This is a genomic window from Anditalea andensis (assembly GCF_000714815.1).
GTDB lineage: Bacteria > Bacteroidota > Bacteroidia > Cytophagales > Cyclobacteriaceae > Anditalea > Anditalea andensis.
This window is the reverse complement of the sequence record NZ_JMIH01000011.1, coordinates 132846-153711: the sequence shown is the minus strand read 5'-3', so window position 1 is coordinate 153711 and position 20866 is coordinate 132846. Positions and strand designations below refer to the sequence as shown.

The window sequence follows — 20866 nt, the reverse complement described above, 5'->3', positions numbered from 1 at the left end:
AAGATATCCTAATAGTGCAATAAAATAAGTATGTGCTACTGATGAGCAACCATTGATTTTTTGTTAGAAATAGACCCGTTATGGCCTGATCTGGCCTTTGCCTTTGATAATCCATTTATAAGTGACCAAAGCTTCAAGGCCCATCGGTCCACGGGCGTGAAGTTTTTGGGTTGAAATACCGATTTCTGCACCCATTCCAAACTGTCCCCCATCTGTAAAGGCAGTGGAGGTGTTGACATACACTGCTGCTGCATCTACTGCATTGACGTATTTTTCTATTACATCATTTTTCTCAGCGATGATGGCCTCACTGTGTTTGCTGCTGTATCGGGCTATGTGTTCTAGGGCTTCATCTATATCAGCTACCGTACGGATGGACATGGTCAAGGATAGGAACTCTGTACCGAAGTGCTCTTCTTCTGCCTGGAAAAGCATATCATTAGGATAAATGTTTTTCAGCGCGCTGTAGGAGAGTGGGTCAGCATAAAGGATTACATTTTTAAAAGCCAGCCTTTCCGTGATAGCTCCCAAATCGCCTAGCCTGTTTTGGTGTATGATCAAACAGTCCAGTGCATTACATACACTTACCCTTCTGGTTTTGGCATTTTCTATAATAGAGGTACCTATGGCCAGGTCTGCTGTCTCGTCAAAGTAAGTATGGACAATCCCAGCTCCCGTTTCTATGACCGGTACCTTCGCATTTTCCCTAACATAGTCAATCAAAGCCTGGCTGCCACGGGGGATGATGATATCGATGTGTTTATCCGCGATCAGCATTTCATTGGTGGATGCACGGCCAGCAGGTAATAGCGTGACAATATGGGGATCTATGCCATTTTTTTGCAATGCTTTCTGAATGGTATTGACGATGATCGTATTGGACGCATGGGCATCACTTCCACCTTTTAATACCAGGGCATTGCCTGATTTGAGACATAGGCTGAAAACATCAAAGGTGACATTTGGCCTGGCCTCATAGATAATGCCTATCACGCCAATGGGTACGGTGACTTTTTGTAAATAGAGCCCGTTGTCCAAAGATTTTTCTTCCAGTATTTTTGATAGGGGGGAAGGGAGTTCAGTGATTTTACGCATATCCTCAGCTATAGACCGGATACGGTCCTCGGTCAGTTTCAGCCGGTCATATTTTGGATCTGCAGGGTCCATTTTTTCCAGATCTTTTTTATTTTCCTCAAGAAGCTGGGGTACCGCAGCTAAGGTCATATTAGCCAGGTCTAGTAGGATTTTATTGGCCCTGTCAGCTGTTAGGCCGTTGAGGCTGCGACTCGATTTTCTTACTTGATCTAAAATCGGCAGTATGGTCATGGTGGTCAATGGTCAAATAAATATAAATAATCGTAATGAATAATGGGCTTTTGGTTTTTAAGACCCTTCTTTTCTAATGCGGACTTATATCCATATGCCGCTTTGCCCAGCCCAAGTTTGATGCCTTTTGGAGAGAGGATGCGGATAATGTCACCTTTAGTAAACTCCCCTGATACTTCAGTGATGCCTATGGGCAGCAGGCTGATTATCTTTTCGGAAAAGAGCGCTTTTTCTGCTCCTTCATTGATAATCACCGTACCTTTAGAATAGCTATCACTGTGGGCGATCCATTTTTTGGGACTTTCTTTAGCTTTATTGGGTATAAAATAAGTACAGGCTAATGTGTTATCAAACAGTTCAACCAGTACGTTATCTTTTTTGCCATTGGCGATATATACCCCTATACCCAGGTCAGCAGATTTCATGGCCATATTGATTTTGGTCAGCATCCCCCCCCTTCCAAATGAAGATTTGTGGGAAAGGATGTATTGGTTAAGGTCTTGGGGGGATTTTTGATCCACGGTGCGTATGAGTTCTGCCCCCGGTTCATCTGGATGGCCTTTATAGATGCCTGCCACATTGCTCAGCAGGATTAGGCGGTCGGCATCTGCCATGGCAGCGACCAATCCTGCCAGCTCATCATTGTCTGTAAACATCAGTTCGGTGACCGCCACGGTATCATTTTCATTGACGATAGGAATGATATCTTTATGCAGCAGGCCTTCAAAGCAGTTCTTCATGTTCAGGTAATGCTTTCTATCCCTGAAGTCACTTTGGGTTACCATAAGTTGTGCTACATTGATGTCATGTTTGCTAAACAGGGACTGATAAGAATGGATAAGTTCTATCTGGCCTATGGCGGCAAGAATCTGCCTTTTTACTACTGGATCGGCTTTTTCAGGAAAGGGAACAGCTGCTCTGCCAAAGGCTACCGCACCGGAACTGATGATAATGACCTGTAGGCCTTTTTGGCGCAGATAAGTAATCTGTTCTACCAACGCGGCCATCCTTATTCTGTCGGGAGTACCATCATTTTGCGTAAGGACATTTGAACCTATTTTTATAACTATTCTTTTGAGATCTGCTGACATTTTATTTTAACTATTGCTCAAAAGTAATAAGTATAAATATGGTAGACTACATATTGCAGCAGAAAAATGAATTTAATATGTTCTTGCCAATTAAGTTTTTAATGTAACAGGATAGGGAAAGTTGAATTGGGTCATTCACCCCAGGATGATCTGATTATAGACTTATATTAAATGTCCAAGAATTCGGGCAGCCAGCCTACTACTTCCACTCCTGGAGAGTAATGGGCCAGCACAGGCTGGGGATTGTTCAAGGTATACCCTTCTAACTGGTACCGTATCCTTAGGTCCCGTATTGCTAACTGCTGCATGGGCCATTCTTCATGGTGTACGTTAAATCTCAAAAATTTATTGTATTTATCCAAGTATACACAGTAGCGCTCCGTAAGCCACCGGTCCAGTTCACTCTTATCTGAAAGGAGGGGGCCTACTTTATAGCTAAAATCAAAATAGTCTTTTGATTGCTGCTGATATGAACTAAAACTTTGATTGTCATGATGCATTTGGGAAGGGTAATAGGGAAAACCTGTTATACTTCTAAACATGAAAGCTGAAATGGTTTTATTTGCTTTCATACTTAAAAAATATATTCCCGGAATCCCATCTTTTATGACATAGGTTCTGACATTGGCTTCCAAAAAATCAGAAATGATCGGTAAGCTGGGTAAATATTTAATCCTGCTGTTTTCAGCTTTGAAGGCCACCAGTGAAATATAGGCTTTGCCCTTCAAGGTATCTACTTCCAGTCCGCCAGGAAGCATTCCTTGTAAGACAGCAACTGGTAATTCCCAATGTAAAAAAATAGCTTCGTGCCATTCCTGATACACTTTATAGGCCGCATCAGGATAGGGGAAGGGTCTATGGTCTTTATGATCCAATATTTCTGAAATGCTTTTCATGGGCAATACATTTGGAGATTTATAATGAAATTCAATTAGGGCTAGCAATGCTTATTTTGAGGAGATAAAATAAGATGAAAGCATCCTACATTGGAATGTTTATATGCATACGGGATACTATCTAGCCTTTGGATAATACATAAACATATAAAAATACAGGAAAAAGAAAGGGGACAAAAGTATTCTTTTCAGTATTTTCTAATATAAATAAGCCCATAGCTTTATAATATAGTATAATTCAATGACCTTTTGGGTTTTATGAAAAAGTGGGTCATTTTATTATAAAGTTGAAGGTAAAACGGCCTCTAATAATAAATGGTAAAGATTTGCCAAAAAATTTAACTTCAACGCTTCAATCTCATATTAAACATTTTACATTTTTTATCATCTATGATAAATTCATATCTCTATAATGGGATATCGATTAAGATCATGGTACCATGCCCTTCCCTACTTTCGATGTGAAGCGTACCTTTGAGCAGGGACACTTTGGATTGAATGGTCAGGAAACCAAAACCCTGTTTGATTTTTGATAGGTCCATCCCTATGCCATTGTCATCTACAATGATATTAACGAGATTTTGGTGATTGATCATCTGAATATTGAGATGGGTGGCTCCAGCATGTTTGATCACATTCTGTACCAGTTCCTGGCAAATCCGGTATATGGCCACTTCTAATTGGTCCGAAATCCTTTGATGCATTCCCAATATCTGCAGTTCCACCTCCAGCTGGTTAGCAGCATTTATCTTTTCTATAAAAGTTTGCAGAGAGGCTGGAAGCCCAAATCTTTTCAGTGAAGCGGTAGACATGGAGTGTGCGATTTTTCTCACTTCCTCTATAGCATCATCCAGCATATAGAGAGCATCTTCATAATCTTGAGCTTTTAAAGGGTATGAAAAACTGGCATCTTCCTGTAGATTATTAAAACGCATTTTCACTGTGGATAGTAGTGACCCCAGGCTATCATGTAGTTCACTGGCTATTCTATTGCGTTCTTTATCTTGGATATCTACCAGATCTTTCAAGTGTTTGTCTTTCTGGTTTTCGATCACCTCTGCCAGCACTTGTTTTTCATCCATTTCTTTTCTTAATTCTTCATTCAGCCTGATGGATTTTTCGTGCGTTTTTGCATTTTCTATGATGACCGCCCCCTGATTGGCCACTATTCTGATCTCCTTTAATCTATGCTCATCATACCAATGTTTGGAAAAAGTATTTTCCAAATAGATGACCAATGATAAATTTCCTGTAATGGTGAGTGGCATTATGATAAAAGACTGGATGTTTCTATCTCTTAAGGAAGCCAGATCTCTTATAGTGTTTTCTTCAAAAACATCATGTAAGATCAGAGGGTTTTGGGTACGGTGGGCCATCATTAAGAGTGATTCAGGTATAGTTATGTGGTGGCTTGCCATAAGTTCTCCTTGCTGATACAGCAAAGACAGTTGGCCGCACGGGGATAGTTCACCCATATCATTATCCATCCTTATTACTACCCCGGTAGATCCGGAAATCCGCATCAGCAGCACCATAAGTTTATTTACCAAGGAATCGATGTTCAGGTCACTGCTCAGCTCCCTTTGGACAGTTTCCATATCCATCTCTGCCAATGCCACTGATACGGGTTGGATGGCGGCCCGGTATTGTTGGGTCAATTGGTTTACTTTAGCTATGGCACCCCAGGCCGTAAAAGCTTTTATGGCCAGTTGAATTTCCTTTAGGGCTTTTACATGGTTTTTGATGGAAAATAAATATTTCGCGTACAGTTCATGTGTGATGGCCAACTGATAAAGGTTATCTCCTGAATTATCCAATGCTTTCTGAAAACAGTACCGGGCTTCTTTGTGTTGCCCATTTATACGTAACCATTCGGCTTGGAGGAGCCAGTAATTATGTTCATAGTTATCCGGAGAGTATCGGTACCACCTTTCCATTTTTTCTAAAGTTGCCTTCAGTCTTAGGATAAATAGCTGCTTCTGCTCTACGCCATAACATGACCAGTTTTGGGTGATGGACAAGAACCGGATAATGGTATTGGCAGGTACTAAAGGAGATGCTTCCTGAAGTTTACGGTTTTCATTAGCTTCAAAGGCAGCTTTTTCTGCTAGGTCATAATGTCCGAATAAGAAATAATACCTGGCCCAGACGTAATTTCGGTAAAACATTTCTTCTTGAACCGTGAGCTTCGCTCCCTGCCATAAGGACTGCTGCTGAGGAAGGGCAAAAATAGGGGTGTTGCAAAGAAGAAAATTTACCAGTGCCTTTTGATAATGAGTGATATAATAGGTCAGTTCTACGCCGGGAAGCGACTGGTCAAATTCATAGGCCATGATATCTGAAAGGGGACGTCCTGATATGAAATGAAGGTTCAGCTGATGGGTTTTAAGAATATAAACTCCAATAAGATCTCCGGTTCTTCTCCCTGCCTCTATGCCTTCACTTAGCAGATGCAGGCTTTGGCTGAAGTGCCCGTGCCACGGCAGGATATAAAATGCATAGACGCCATATACCCTACACCTCAGCTGCATGTCACAAAGTTGCATGTTGATTTCTATTGCTTTCTGGCCATAGTTCATCCCTAGGGGAATATCCCCTGCGATAATCCTCATTCTGGCATAAGAAACATACCCTATGGCCTTGACGCCGGAATTTTTGGTAAAGTCAGATCGTAATATAATTTGAAGGGCGGCCCATGTCATGAGTACCTCTGATGTATGGTGCAGCGCCATACCGCCTACATAAAGGAGATCGGAAACTTCCTGGTTATGGTTTTGTAAATTATTGGCATCTGGGTCGAGAAAAGGATTGATGTCATTATTATCCACTATGGATTTCAGATACAGCACTTCTTTGTCCACGCATTTCCGATCAGGTAGTGTTACGCCTAGTTCATCAAGGCTTTCTTTTAATATCTGTAGTGCTTTTTTATATCTTCCCAGATGATTATTGATGATGATCTTTAGTCTGAAAGCAGGGACCCTTATTTGCAGATTGATAAATGAATCCAGGAGATAGTCCAGGTGTATTTCTGCCAGGTCATATTCTCCTAAGTAATATTCTACTGTGGCTCGTTCCAGATAGGATTCCCAAAGGAGGGAGGATACTTCTTCTCCCCGGCATTCCCTTAGTAGGGCACAGCTCATCTTAAAAAAAGATTTGGATTGCTCCAAGGCATTTTTTTGTTTGGAGTATAGGCCAGCCTGGAAATTCAGTCTGGCGCCTAACCGCATTTCCCCAAGGATTCTTACCTGAGATAATGCCTGGTTTAAATGGCTGGCTGCTAGTATGGTATGGGGGTTGTCATTTTGGTTTTGTTGCCTTTTATAATACAGCATGGCAATTTGATAATGATAGGAGGCTGCCTTTTCCGCCGAAAGGCCCTGATAGAGGAGTTCTCCCACGTGCCGGTCTGAAAGCTGGATTTTTTCGGCTTTTTGTTCCAGGATGCCGTTGGTAATGCATTCATTGATTAGCCCTATTACATGGCTTTCTTTTTCACCCAAACAATCGGCTAGCAGTGCCCTGTCACACGAACCTATACAGGCCATCAATTCCATGATTTCAAGAGATCTGGAGGAGATTTTACCCAGATAGTTGCTTAGGATATTTTGCAGGTTCAACCCTTCAAAGGCTGTAGCGATTTCGGGTATATCTCCAGTCCAGAGCCCCCCTTTTAATTCGATATAACCCGATTGCATGATGCTATCGGAAAGTAACTGCAAGTGAAATAAATGACCTTTGGTAATCTGAAAGCATAGGTTTAATAGATCAGAAGCACACGGATTTCCCCATTGGTGTTCCAGAAAAGTGCGGCTTTGATGTACATTTAGGTTTTTGATTTTAATATGTTCTATTTGTCTGTTTTTAAATCCTAAACTGTCAATCAGCTGGCTGACGGGAGTGACCTTTTCGTGTTCGGTCCTACATGCGCCTACCCAGATCAAAGTGTCTGTTCCCAGCTCCACGAGCAAAAACTTCAATAAGTTAATTTCAGATGTACCCATCCATTGAAGGTCATCGGTAAAGAATAAAACGGGCTTTTGAAAATAGGAGGCTACAAATTCAAATAATCTTTTGATGAGTGAATAAAGCTGGTTTTCTATTTTCTGGACAACGCCTTCCTGGTTAAAAGAATGGTTTCCTGCTAAAAGTGAAAGCTCTGGGATATAATCGAGAATCAGAGGATAAGTTTCCCCAAAATGGGTCTTTAGGCTATAGGAGAAACGTTCATATTCTTTGCCACTTAAAGTATTATAAAGATTGGAAAGAAAATCTGTGAGGCCTGATTTAAAACTAGAAAAGGGAATATTCTTGAGCTGAGGGTGGTGCTTAATGGTAAGCATTGGATATGATTGGGCATATGGATAAAGGTAGTTTTCTACAAAAAATGATTTGCCTGTACCCGGAAACCCGGAGACCAACACCCCGATCAGATTGGGTTGGTGACCTGATAATATGGAATGAATGCTACGCTCAAAGATCGACCTGTTCTCATCTTTGGCTATACTTAAGTCTGTGAAAATAGAGGCTGCCATATATTTCTATCACGTTTCTGAAATACAAGATACCCAGTCCTGCTCAGACCACAAACTTGCTGAATATGAAATATACTTAATCATAGGATCACGCTAGATCCGCTGGATGTGGATTAGGTCATAGCTTCCTCACTGTTCCCCTTCTCCCTCTGGTCCGTATTTGGATGCTGTTACTTGGTTCGCTTTCATTGTGCAGCCTGTCAAAAGTGCTGATCTGATAGGTATACCTAGATCGGCGATCTGCAGAATGGTCAGTCCAATATTGGTTGGTGTATGGGCTTTTCTGTACGATGGCCATGATGTTTTTAGGGTTTTCCAGATCTAATGCCTCTCCTGCAGGTATCCTGTATATGACATAATAGGAATTATTTATAGGAAGCCCGTCACGCCATTCGAGTGTGATACCCCCTCCCTGACTTCCGCTGATGTTATCCAGAATTGGAGCCGCTGGGGGAGTGGCATCTATCCAAGGCATAGCTGGTATTAAAGCCTTATAGGGGTAAACTGATTTTATCTTTTCATTCAGCCCTTCTTTATTGGTCATGAATGTTTTGGCACTGAAATACATACTACCATGCACTTGATCAAATTCTCTGTTATAAAAAATTTGATTTTGAATTTCCGCTGGATCTTCCCAACCTTTTTCTCCCATACGGTAGACACCCTGGCCTATATAAAGATGCTTTCCATACGTGTTTTTACTCCACCAATCTACTAGCGTTTTATATTCTGCTTTATCAAACCCGATGTGCCAATAGATCTGTGGGGTAATATAGTCTATCCAGCCTTCCCGCAGCCATTTCAGTACATCGGCATATAAGTCATCATAATTGGTCACTCCAGCCTGTGTTTCAGAACCGGCCGGATCCATGTTTTTGTTTCTCCAAACCCCGAATGGACTTATTCCAAATTTGACAAAAGGTTTTTCTGCTTTGATTCTGGCACCCAGTTCCTCCACGAAATAATCCACATTCTCCCTCCTCCAGTCCTCTATATGGGTATATTGGCCACCATGAATTTTAAAGGAAAGACTGTCCGGAAACACTTCATTGGCTACTCTGTAAGGATAAAAATAATCGTCAAAATGGACAGCGTCCAGATCATAATGCTTTACTGTTTCAATGATAGCGTCAAAGACATACGCTCTGGCTTCAGGTATACCCGGATCGTAATACCATTTGCCCCCATATTGGACAAACCATTCCGGATGACTCATCAGCGGATGATTTTCAGAGGGGAAAAAATCTTTGGAATTGCTGGCCCGATAAGGGTTAAACCAAGCGTGGAATTCCAATCCTCTTTTTTTGGCCTCTTCTATCATAAAAGCCAGGGGATTATAATAGTTCTCAGGCATTTTCCCCTGCTTTCCGGTAAGGTAGGCTGACCATGGCTCATAGCTGGAGGGATAAAAAGAGTCGGCAGTAGGCCGGACCTGCATGATGATGGCATTCATGCCCAAGGCCTGAAAATGGTCCAGCATTTTTACATATTCTTCCTTTTGTTCCTGAGCAGGTATCCCCTTAGAGGAAGGCCAGTCTATATTTTCCACGGTGGCTATCCATACCGCCCGCAGTTCCCGCTTTGGGAGGTGCTGTGCCGGTACATGCCCTACCAGTAAACAGAAAAGTGCTACAAAACAATACTTAATAGGTCCCATTTTTAGAATGTATTTTGGATAAACTGATAGTGATAACGGACCAATCCATCCATAGGATCCTGTATGATAGTCCTCACAGGAATGGACTTTTCTTTGCTGATGGCCATAAGGTATTCCTGAAAATGAAACGCTATGGATCCTATCAGTCCTACTTTAAGATGGTTCACATACCGGCCATAGGTTAGTATATAATAGTCAAAGAATTTCCGGAAGTTATCGATGATCATATCCCTAAATGATTCTTCCTGATGGGCGTATTTCAATAAAAATGGGGAAAAACCAGAGAGGAATTTATTGGCCATAGGCCTATTGTAGACCATATCCAAAATTTCCCTTGTATCCATTTGGTAGGTATGGTAGAAATCCTCCAGAATGTACTTAGGCACTTTCTCCTGAAGGACTAAAGAAAGCATATCTTTGCCCATCACTGCCCCGCTGCCCCAGTCTGCCAACAAATATCCCAGAGAGGGTACATTCTGTATGATCTGATAGCCGTCATATACACAGGAATTGGCCCCGGCACCAAGGATGGAAGCTATGCCAGGTTCTTCTAGAAATATGCTGCGGGCTGCACCCAGCATATCACTTTCTACCTGAACGGAAGGGGCTGGTATGGCCTCTTTGATGGCTTGTTTTACCTCATTGGCCTTTAATACATGGCCACATCCTGCCCCGTAAAAATGTATGCTGCTGACCTCCTTCAGATAAGGCGCTACCTCTGTAAGGATGAGTTGGGACATATCTGGAATGGTGTTAAAATACGGGTTCAGACCAACTGTTTTTAGAGAGGTCAATATTTCTCCATTAGCATTTACATACTTCCAATTGGTTTTGGAGGAGCCACTGTCAGCGATTAGAAACATTATCTTAAGAATAATAGTTGGGATAAAAATACTTGCCTCAGCAAATATGTAGCGAAAAGGATTAGTTTTTATCCCTGAAAATAGTGATTTGCGATAATCACTGAATCAGCTTTTGTTTATAGGCATTATTGACCAGTTCTGCCGTATTTTTTGCCTTCAGTTTGTAGAGGAGATTTTTCCTATGGGATTCCACTGTGTTTTTAGATATAAAGAGCTGTTGGGCGATTTCCTGGGTGGTCAGTCCCGAAGCTATAGATTCCAGTACCTCCTGTTCACGGTTGGATAATTTTTCAATCTGATCAGGTTTAGGCTTTTTAATAAAGCTGTTCAGTAAGGTTTTTTTGACCTCTTCCCCTAAAAAGGTTTCCCCCTCCTGTAGGGCATGTATGGCAGTAAGCAGATCGTTCTTTCCCGTATTCTTTAAAATGTACCCATGTGCCCCTGTTTTGAGCATATCAGCGATAAAATTCCTATCGTTGTGCATGGATAATCCCAAGACTTTTATACGAGGATTTTTTTTGAGCAGCAGACGGGTAGCTTCTATCCCGTCCATGAGGGGCATACTGATGTCCATGATCACGATATCAATGGCATGGGTATCGCAAAAAGCCAGCACTTCATGGCCGTTCATCGCTTCTCCTACCACCTGGATGTCTATCGATTCTCCAAGCATAGACTTCACACCGTCGATAAACATCTGATGGTCATCTGCTATTAAGATTTTAATCATAAAGACTAGTTTTTTTGATTTCAGTAGTGATGGGAGTAAACCGTTAATTTAGACATTTTTTTTGCCCATAAAAATTCACGTGGTATATTGACATATAAACATGATAATAATTTACTGTTTTACAGTCTGTTGATGAAAAATCAATGACCGTAGGATACCCCTGGAACAAAAATGATAGAATAAGGAAATGATTAATAGTTTCAGGCTTAAATCTTTGAAGGCCGAGAATTATAACTTAAAATTGGAAAAGAATAATTCATAAACCCATGCAGAACGTGATACCTATTCAGGATCATCCATCATCAACTTTAACAGAAAGATATCTGTCTCTGGATGTACTGAGGGGCATGACCATCGCCCTGATGATTATCGTCAATACACCTGGCAGCTGGCAGCATATTTATCCTCCTTTACGCCATGCGGCATGGCATGGATTTACAGTGACGGATCTGGTCTTTCCCATGTTTTTGTTTGTAATAGGAAATGCCATGAGTTTCAGCATGGCTAAATATGCTAAAATGGGAGACCGGCAGGTAATTGAAAAAATATTAAAGCGTGCGGGAATTATTTTCCTTTTGGGCCTACTATTAAATGCATTTCCTTTTATAACCAGATCTGCTGAGGGTGAACTGGTGCTAAAGGATTTTTCCGCATTGAGGATCATGGGGGTACTACAGCGGATAGCACTTTGCTATTTGATAGCCGGACTGCTGATACATTATTTAAAGTTAAAAGGAGCTTTACTTATGGGGGGTATTATTTTGTTATCTTATTGGATAGTGATGTGGTATTATGGTGAAGTGGGACATCCCTATAGCTTGGAAGGAAATGCTGCACTGAAATTTGATATATGGATTTTTGCAGAAAAGCATCTATATAAGGGCTTTGGAATTCCCTTTGATCCGGAAGGGTTATTGAGCACTATACCTGCTGCGGTAAATATTATTGGAGGGTATTGGGCAGGTAGATTGATCCAAGGTTCCCGATCTTTGAACTATAAAACCGGTTTGTTTATATTCATTGCATTAGCCATGCTAGCTGTAGGATGGTGGTGGGATGTTATTTTTCCTATCAATAAGCCCATATGGACGAGTTCATATGTATTGTATACTTTAGGATGGAGTTTTCTCTCGCTGGCTATATTGATAGTGATCATAGAAAAATATAAAGCCAAAAATTGGACATATTTTTTTGAAGTATTCGGAAAGAATCCCCTCTTTATTTTTATCCTTTCAGGAGCGTTGATAAAAACTATGGGCATCATCAGCATATCAGAAATGAGTCTAAATGCCTGGATATATCAGCATTTTTTTCTGGTCTGGACGGAGGGCAAACCGGCTTCTCTTTTATTTGCCGTTTTTTACATGCTACTGTTATGGTTTATAGGCTTATGGCTGATGAAAAATAGAATTTATATTAAAGTGTAATGTATAAGGGGTAAAGTTTTATAAAAACTTCCCCATGGTCTGCTGCTGATTTTTTACAGTGATTTGGTAATATCACTGTTTTCAGGGATGGATTTAAGTGTTTTTTTGAAAAAATTTACCGAAGAGAAAAACCTATCAAGCCTTCGGTATTTTAGCCACTTCTTTATATGCTGGTTAGATCTCCGGTCTGAATATCTATTGCCAATTCCAAATTTTAACCATAAACTATTTACACATGAAAAAACTTTTACAAAGCGCCATCTGGGTGCTATGCTTTCTCTTGATTCATTTCCATGCCCAGGCACAGGGCCAGGTAGTGACAGGAGTGGTAACCTCAGCTGATGATGGTACTACCTTGCCCGGGGTAAGTGTACTGGTAAGAGGAACTTCGCAGGGAGTTTCGACAGACCTAGATGGAAAGTATGCTATCGAAGTAAGTCCTGGAGAGGTCCTCCGGTTTAGTTTTGTGGGCATGCTATCCCAGGAAATCACTGTTAGAGACGGTAGGACCATCAATGTAACTTTAGGAGCGGATGAAAAAGCTCTTGATGAGGTGGTGGTGATTGGCTATGGTACTCAAAAAAGGAGCAATGTAACTGGAGCTGTTACGACTGTAGATACAGAAGTGTTGGCTTCCAGACCGATAACTGACGTGGCTAGGGGGCTACAAGGGACTACACCTGGCCTGACCATCACCACACCGAGTGGTCAGATAGGTCAGAATCCTAATATTAGACTTAGAGGTATGACAGGCACTTTGAGTAATACACAGGGTGCACAGCCATTGATCTTGGTAGATAATGTGGAGATAGAAAGCCTCCAATTGGTCAATCCAGAAGATATCGAAAGTATATCGGTCCTTAAAGATGCAGCTGCTTCTTCCATTTATGGGTCCAGGGCTGCCTGGGGTGTTATCCTGATTACGACCAAGTCTGGAATTAAAGGCGGAAAACCTAGGGTTTCCTACTCCAATAACTTTGCCTGGAATACCCCTACTTATACCCCTGAAATAGCTCCTGCAGCTGAAGGAGCAGAAATGGCCTTTAGGGCTTTACAGCGTTCAAATCCTGCCACTAATGTGTTCAGTGCCGTAGGAATGGCATTTGATCAGGTAGGTATCCAGAAAATGAGGGAATGGGAAGCCCAATACGGCGGACAGGATTTAGGTCCTGAAATGGTCATGGGTAGAGACTTTGAGATCCGTGACGGGAGATTGTTTTTTTACCGTTCATGGGATCCTGCAGAACTATTTCTAAGGCAATATACCCCTCAACAGAAGCATGATGTATCAGTTTCAGGAGGAACGGAAAAAACCAATTATTACCTTGGAGCAGGATATCTGGGCCAGGAAGGGGTTCTGAAGACCAACCCTGACCAGTTTGACAGGTACAATTTGAATTTTAGCATCAGTACTTCTGTCACCGATTGGATGGAAGTAAGGGCAAAAGTGCTATATTCTGAAACAAAATTTACAAGACCGTTTTATTATTCTCCTGAAACGTATGATCCCTGGTACTATATATTTAGATGGCAAGCTGTCTATCCTTATGGTACATATGAAGGGCTTCCCTTCAGAAATTCTATCAATGAAGTAGAGCAGTCACACATGAATGAGGAGAATACCTCCATGTCAAGGATAAACTTAGGCACTACTTTAAGACCAGTAAAAGGACTAAGTATCAATCTGGATTATACTTATAGTAATAATAATCAGAACCTGCATCAGACAGGCGGCATTTTGTCCGCATATAATTTTTGGGCTACAGGTGCAAATCTAGAGTATGCCCCCTATAGTAGTCCCATCTATAATAAGGCCCAGTATAATTCATTATGGAGTAAAAGGAATGTAGGCAGGGCTTTTGCCACCTATGATATAGATGTAAGAGATCATGCGTTCAAGGTAATGGTGGGTTCAGATATAGAAAGCTTTGAGCTTTGGACCCATGGATCTGAAAGAAGGAACCTGATGGATCCTAATAGGGGGGAACTTTCTCTGGCTACCGGGGATATGTTTGTAACAGGTAATAGAGATCAATGGGCTACTTTAGGCTTTTTCAGCAGGTTTAATTATATCTATAGTGATAAATTATTGCTGGAAGTAAATGGACGTTATGATGGTTCTTCCAGGCTTTCCCCAACAGAAAGATGGGGCTTTTTCCCTTCTATGTCTGCCGGATATATCCTAACGGAAGAGCCTTTTATGGAGCCTTTATCTAATGTGCTATCATTCATGAAACTAAGGGGATCCTATGGGGCTATTGGAAATCAGAATGCTTTCATTGGAGATATTTATAGGATAATGAATACGTCTAACGCTAATTGGATGATCGGCAATGAAAATATGCGGACCACCACTACTCCTGGAGCCTTGCCATCTGCCTTGACTTGGGAGACAGTCAGTACTCTGGATTTTGGGGTGGATGCCAGATTTTTCAGGGATAAATTTGGTATGAGCTTCGACTGGTTCAGAAGGACTACCAGTGATATGCACAGTGCTGGAGTAGTTTTGCCATCTTCTTTTGGAACTATGGCCACCAAACAGAATCTGGGTGAACTGCAGACCACTGGTTGGGAACTAGCCGTGGATTATTCTCACCAGTTTACCAATGGGCTGAGAATCAATAGCTCCGTTATGTTATCAGATTTTAAAGAGGTGATCACTGATTTTGCTGATAATAGAGGTGTCAATCAAAACCGGCCAGGCAGGGTATTGGGCGAGATATGGGGATTTGAAACGGATGGATTTTTTACTGCAGATGATTTTGTGCGCGACGCCAATGGTGAATTTGTACTCGATAACGGTAGGTATGTGCTAATGGATGGAGTTCCTTCACAGGCTTTCTTTGAAAGCGGATTTTTCTTTTATGGTCCCGGAGACATTAAGTACAAAGATTTAAATGGAGATGGTGTTATTGACCGTGGTACCAATACAGTGGATGATCCGGGTGATATGCGGGTGATAGGTAATACTACGCCTAGATACCAATATGGTATCAGATTAGGCGGTGAGTTTAAAGGATTTGACCTTAGCTTTTTTGTTCAGGGTGTGGGGAAGAGAGAAATGTGGGCAAATGGCCCATTGTTTATCCCAGGCTTTAGACCTGGAGAGGCCTGGTATACACATCAGCTTGACTACTGGACAGAGGATAATCCAAATGCATTTTATCCTCGACCAACAGACCATGGACAATCAAACAACATGAGGAATTTTCTTCCTCAGACCAAGTATTTATTGGACCTTTCTTACATGAGGATGAAAAATATCACTGTAGGATATACCATTCCTAGTAGCTTGACCAGTAGGATAAAAGTTGACCGCCTGAGGGTTTATTTCAGTGGAGAAAATCTTTTTGAGTTTGACAATGTCAACTTACCTATAGATCCTGAGACAGAATATACTACGGCAGGGCTAAATGATCCAGCATCCTTTGGTAGGATTTATCCTTTCCAGCGAACCTTATCATTTGGGGTACAATTCACGCTTTAATACGTAAAAACCGATCAAGATGAAATATAAAATATTTGCATATATACTTATAGTCACTGCCATGGTAGCCTGTCAGGATGACTTTCTGGAAAGACCTCCGCTGGACAGGCTTACAGATGAGACTTATTGGACTACAGAAGAAAACGTCCGGACTTTCGCCTGGGGATTTTATCCCGAATTTTTCAGTGGTTATGGTAGTGGATTTACTTGGGGCAGGTACTTTACCGGTCAGTCATTAAATGATGATTTCTCAGCCAGTAATCCGGCACAATTCAGGCTTCAGCCAGTAACTGCTGCCGGTACTAACTATTGGAGGTTTTCATGGATTAGAAAAGCTAATTTGTTTATAAATAGGATACAGACCGTGCCTATGAGTGAAGAGGCCATAAATCACTGGACCGGGGTGGCCAGATTTTTTCGTGCCCTGGAATATGCCAATATGGTAAATCAGTTTGGAGATGTACCTTGGTTTGAAGAAGAAGTAAGCGATCAGGACCCCAGTCAGCTCTTCAGGCCCCGTGATCCTCGGACCTTTGTCATGGACAGGGTGCTGGAAGATTTTCAGTTTGCAGTAGCAAATGTCAGGACCCAGGACGGTACCGCCGGCCTTACAGTGAACAAGGATGTGGTCCTGGCATTTATGTCTCAGGTCATGTTGTTTGAGGGGTCCTGGCAGAAATATCATGACGGGAACAATACGAAGGCTTCCGAGTATTTCGAAGCCGCTAAATGGGCTGCGGATCAGCTGATCAATTCCGGCAGGTATACTTTGGGTAATTATAGGGAAGTATTTACCTCTATAAATCTGGCCGGAAACCCTGAAGTCATTTTATACCGACATTATGAAGCAGGTATGTTGACGCATTCGTTGATGAGTTACAATAATACCGGAGAAGCTCAGACGGGTGTTTCTAAAAATGCCATAGATGCCTATCTGGCTGATGATGGTCTGCCTATAGGTATTTCTTCCAAATATCAGGGAGACAGAACCCGTGAACAGATGATGGCCAACAGAGATCCCCGCTTATATGAAACATTTGTTTCCTATGAATACAGGATCAATGGCATCGTGCCCAATTACAGTACTACGGGAATAGCTACACATAAATATTTGAATGAGGAAATCAGAAATTCTGTAGAAGGGTTTTCAAATCTCAATATAACCGATGCTCCAGTCATACGCTATGGAGAGGTGCTGATGAATTATGCAGAAGCAGCTGCAGAACTGTCATCTTTAGGTGGGACTGCATTCTCTCAGGCTGACCTGGATAAATCTATCAATGTACTCAGAGCAAGGCCCGGCATCAATATGCCGCCCGTTTCTTTGGCCGGCAATGGTTTTGCGGTAAACGGAATAGCCTATACAGATCCCAATCAAGACCAGTCCGTTCCACCTGTTCTTTGGGAAATAAGGAGGGAGCGCCGGATAGAATTAATGATGGAAGGTTTCAGGCTGGATGACCTGAGACGGTGGAAAAAACTTGAATACACCGACACGCAGGCCAACCCGTCCATCAATAGAGGAGCTTGGATCACCAGAGCAGCGTATCCCCTGCTCCAAAGCAGTGTGGTCCTATCTGAAGGCAGTGAGGGGTATATCATCCCGGCCTCTGTGGCGGCTTCCCAAAGGATTTTTAATAATCCCAGGGTATACCTTGATCCTGTACCCATCGATCAGATAGCGCTTTACAGAGAAAATGGTGTGGAATTAGAACAAAATCCTGGATGGTAACCATCTTTTAATTATCTTAAAGGGCCCTTCACCATTTGGTAGAAGGGCCTTTTGTGCTTAAAATTATTTTCTTAATGAACATTCAAATTCAATTCTGCTTTAGGGTTCTTTATATAACCATTTTTAACTGCCTGTATTTATCTGTTGCTCTGTTTGCGCAGAGCAACCTACAGGGCACTTCTGAAAATAAAATGCTTGCTGACGGTAAGCCCGATTTTATGAAAGAAAATAGCCAATGGGCTGATTCGGTTTTAAGGTCCATGACAGTGGAGGAAAGGATAGCCCAACTCATCATGATTCCCGTTTATTCCAATAAAGACCAGGTCCATATAGATTCAATAAGTTCTTTGGTAAGAAACCATCATGTCGGAGGACTTATATTTTTTCAGGGGGGGCCGGTGAGACAGGCCCATATGACCAATAGGTTTCAAAGTGAATCAAAAATCCCACTGATGGTAACCATAGATGCCGAATGGGGGCTGGCCATGAGACTGGACAGCACAGTGAGGTTTCCCTATCAAATGTCTTTGGGTGGGATAGAAGATGAAAAACTGATCTATGAAATGGGCAGAGATATCGCCCGTCAGTGCAAACGGCTGGGCATACATGTCAATTTTGCACCCGTGGTGGATATAAATAACAATGCCAATAACCCGGTGATAGGCTTCAGATCTTTTGGCGAGGATAAAGAAAATGTGACACGCAAAGGGTTGGCCTATATGAAAGGCATGCAGGATGAAAGGGTTTTGGCCAATGCCAAACATTTTCCCGGGCATGGGGATACGAATGTGGATTCCCATTATGGCCTTCCCGTCATCCATTTTTCCAAGCATAGGCTAGAAGCACTGGAGCTTTATCCTTTTAGAAAACTTTTCGATCAGGGACTCGGAAGTGTAATGGTGGCTCATATGAACATACCGAGCCTGGATACCACACAGAATTTGGCCTCTACCTTATCCAAGCCTATTGTCACTGACCTGTTGAAAAATCATATGGGCTTCGAAGGGCTGGTTTTTACTGATGCATTAAACATGCAGGGAGTAGCTAAATATTATCCACCAGGTGTAGTGGATGTGAAAGCCCTGCTTGCCGGCAACGACATGCTGCTGAATACCATGGACGTAAAGACGACCATAGAAGAAATCAAAAAAGCCATATCTAATCGTGAAATTACCCAAGAAGAGATAGATAGAAGGGTAAAGAAAGTATTGCTGGCAAAGCAGTGGCTGGGGATGGATAAGATGCAGCCTATAGAGACCGAAAATCTGATCAGTGATTTGAACAGTTCTCATTCGGCTTATTTAAACCGGCAACTGACAGAGGCATCTTTGACACTACTAAGAAACAAGGATGAAGTAATACCAATCAAAAACCTTGAAAGACACCGGATAGCTGCTTTGGCCATTGGGACCATAGAAATGACAGATTTTCAGAAAGGTCTGATGCGGTACGGAGAGGTGGATACGCTTTTCCTTTCACCTAATGCCAGTCTTAATGATATGGAAAAAATGAAAGAGCGGTTAAAAGAATATTCGCTCGTCATTGCCGGTGTGCACAAGTTACAGCTCCGAGCAGGGAATAACTTTGGCATCTCTGCTGAGATGAACCTGTTTCTAAAAGATCTTATCCACTCCAAACCAACTGTGGTAGCGGTTTTTGGAAATGTGTACAGCCTGTCAAAATTTGAGAACCTGGGAGATGCGCATGCCGTGATCGCTGCTTATCAAGAAACCTCGATGACCCAGGATGTAGCCTCTCAGCTTATTTTTGGAGGAGTAGGGGCAAAAGGAAGCTTGCCTGTAAATATTAACAACGACTTTAAGCTGGGGGATGGTTTAAGTTCGGTGGGAGGTATTCGTTTGTCTTACACCGAACCTGAAGCGGTGGGGATAGATGCAAAAGACCTAGAACCTATACGGGATTTGGTGGAGGAAGCCATTTCCCAAAAGGCCATACCCGGAGCACAGGTGCTGGTGGCCAAGGATGGTAAGGTGATTTATCACCACGCATTTGGGCATCACACCTATGACCAATCGGATGAAGTTAGGCTCACTGATCTTTATGATCTGGCATCTCTGACTAAAATCAGCACTTCCCTGGCTGCCTTCATGAAATTAAAAGGAGAAGGGAAATTTGATGAATCCCGGACTTTGGGAGAATATCTGCCTATGGCCAGAGGAACCGATAAGGAGAATCTTTTGTATTCAGATATCCTTACCCATCAAGCAGGGCTATATGCCTGGATCCCTTTCTGGAAAGAGACAGTCAGGAAAAGCGGGAAATTCAAATGGTTTACCTTCAAATCAGATTCCTCCAGGAGGTTTCCTGCCAAAGCTGCTGATGGACTTTATATTCACCGAAGATATGCAGATAAAATGTACCAACAGATCTTATCTTCCCCGCTTTCTGAAAAGGGCAAATATGTATACAGTGATTTATCCTTTATCCTAGCGCCAAAGGTCATCGAGCAGCTTTCCGAACAGGAATTTACAGCTTATCTTCAACAAAATTTCTATGCTCCATTAGGTGCCGGTACGCTGACCTTTAATCCTTATAAAAACTACCCCATGGATAGAATAGTGCCGACCGAATATGACAGCCTTTTTAGAAAGCAATTGTTAAAAGGTACTATCCATGATGAAGGTGCCGCCATGTTTGGCGGCATCAGCGGCCACGCAGGCCTATTTGGAAATGCCAATGATCTGGCTAAACTTTTACAGATGTACCTCAATGATGGTACATATGCGGACCATGAATTTATTAAGGATAAAGTGGTAAGCATATACAGTAAATGCGTGCATTGTGAAACAGGTAACTATCGGTCTATGGGATTTGACAGACCCAATAGACCGGGAGATCCTGCCGGCAATGCGGCTGCTGGGGCACCGGCCAGCAGTTTTGGGCATACAGGATTTACGGGCACCTATGGGTGGATGGATCCCGAAAATGGGCTCGTCTATGTATTCCTTTCGAACCGGGTCTATCCTACAAGGGAAAATACCAGGCTATATAAACTAAATACTCGGACCAATGTCATGCAGGTGGTGTACGAGGCCTTAGAAAATAGTAAAATGGAGGAATCTCAGATAAAAGTCCAAGCTTTATATTAACAGAGTATT

11 protein-coding genes are annotated in these 20866 nt (G+C 42.1%); 4 read left to right on the top strand and 7 right to left on the bottom strand.

Features of this window, described 5'->3' with window-relative positions:
• Nucleotides 1-78: 78 nt before the first annotated feature.
• The 7 genes from EL17_RS02745 to EL17_RS02715 form a co-directional block, all read right to left on the bottom strand.
• Nucleotides 79-1326, bottom strand: coding sequence for a glutamate-5-semialdehyde dehydrogenase (locus EL17_RS02745; protein ID WP_035069759.1), 1248 nt, complete (start codon nt 1324-1326; stop codon nt 79-81).
• A 5-nt stretch (nt 1327-1331) separates the two neighbouring features.
• Entirely contained in the window at nt 1332-2417 is a 1086-nt protein-coding gene (gene proB, locus EL17_RS02740; protein WP_035069756.1) for a glutamate 5-kinase, read from the bottom strand.
• A gap of 167 nt (nt 2418-2584) precedes the next feature.
• Entirely contained in the window at nt 2585-3313 is a 729-nt protein-coding gene (locus EL17_RS02735) for a YqjF family protein (RefSeq protein WP_035069753.1), read from the bottom strand.
• A gap of 407 nt (nt 3314-3720) precedes the next feature.
• A complete protein-coding gene (locus EL17_RS02730; RefSeq protein ID WP_051719767.1) occupies nt 3721-7851 on the bottom strand; it encodes an ATP-binding protein in 4131 nt (1376 codons plus the stop codon).
• A gap of 118 nt (nt 7852-7969) precedes the next feature.
• The gene (locus tag EL17_RS02725) at nt 7970-9508 is read right to left on the bottom strand and encodes a glycoside hydrolase family 10 protein (RefSeq protein WP_051719766.1); all 1539 of its coding nucleotides are present in this window, start codon (nt 9506-9508) and stop codon (nt 7970-7972) included.
• A 2-nt stretch (nt 9509-9510) separates the two neighbouring features.
• On the bottom strand, nt 9511-10371 hold the full coding sequence (locus EL17_RS02720) for an N-acetylglucosamine kinase (protein WP_035069750.1): 861 nt from the start codon (nt 10369-10371) through the stop codon (nt 9511-9513).
• Between the two features lie 97 nt (nt 10372-10468).
• Entirely contained in the window at nt 10469-11101 is a 633-nt protein-coding gene (locus EL17_RS02715) for a response regulator (RefSeq protein ID WP_035069747.1), read from the bottom strand.
• 266 nt (nt 11102-11367) lie between these two features.
• On the opposite strand from EL17_RS02715, the gene EL17_RS02710 reads away from it, so the two are divergent.
• From EL17_RS02710 to EL17_RS02695, 4 genes are all read left to right on the top strand, one after another.
• Nucleotides 11368-12528: an acyltransferase family protein gene (locus EL17_RS02710; RefSeq protein ID WP_051719765.1), complete on the top strand. Its 1161-nt coding sequence runs from the start codon at nt 11368-11370 to the stop codon at nt 12526-12528.
• Nucleotides 12529-12763: 235 nt separating this feature from the next.
• Nucleotides 12764-16015, top strand: a complete 3252-nt coding sequence (locus EL17_RS02705; protein WP_035069744.1) for a SusC/RagA family TonB-linked outer membrane protein — start codon at nt 12764-12766, stop codon at nt 16013-16015.
• 19 nt (nt 16016-16034) lie between these two features.
• Entirely contained in the window at nt 16035-17747 is a 1713-nt protein-coding gene (locus tag EL17_RS02700) for a RagB/SusD family nutrient uptake outer membrane protein (protein WP_035069741.1), read from the top strand.
• A gap of 74 nt (nt 17748-17821) precedes the next feature.
• Nucleotides 17822-20857, top strand: coding sequence for a glycoside hydrolase family 3 N-terminal domain-containing protein (locus tag EL17_RS02695; RefSeq protein WP_051719764.1), 3036 nt, complete (start codon nt 17822-17824; stop codon nt 20855-20857).
• The last annotated feature ends 9 nt before the right edge of the window (nt 20858-20866 follow it).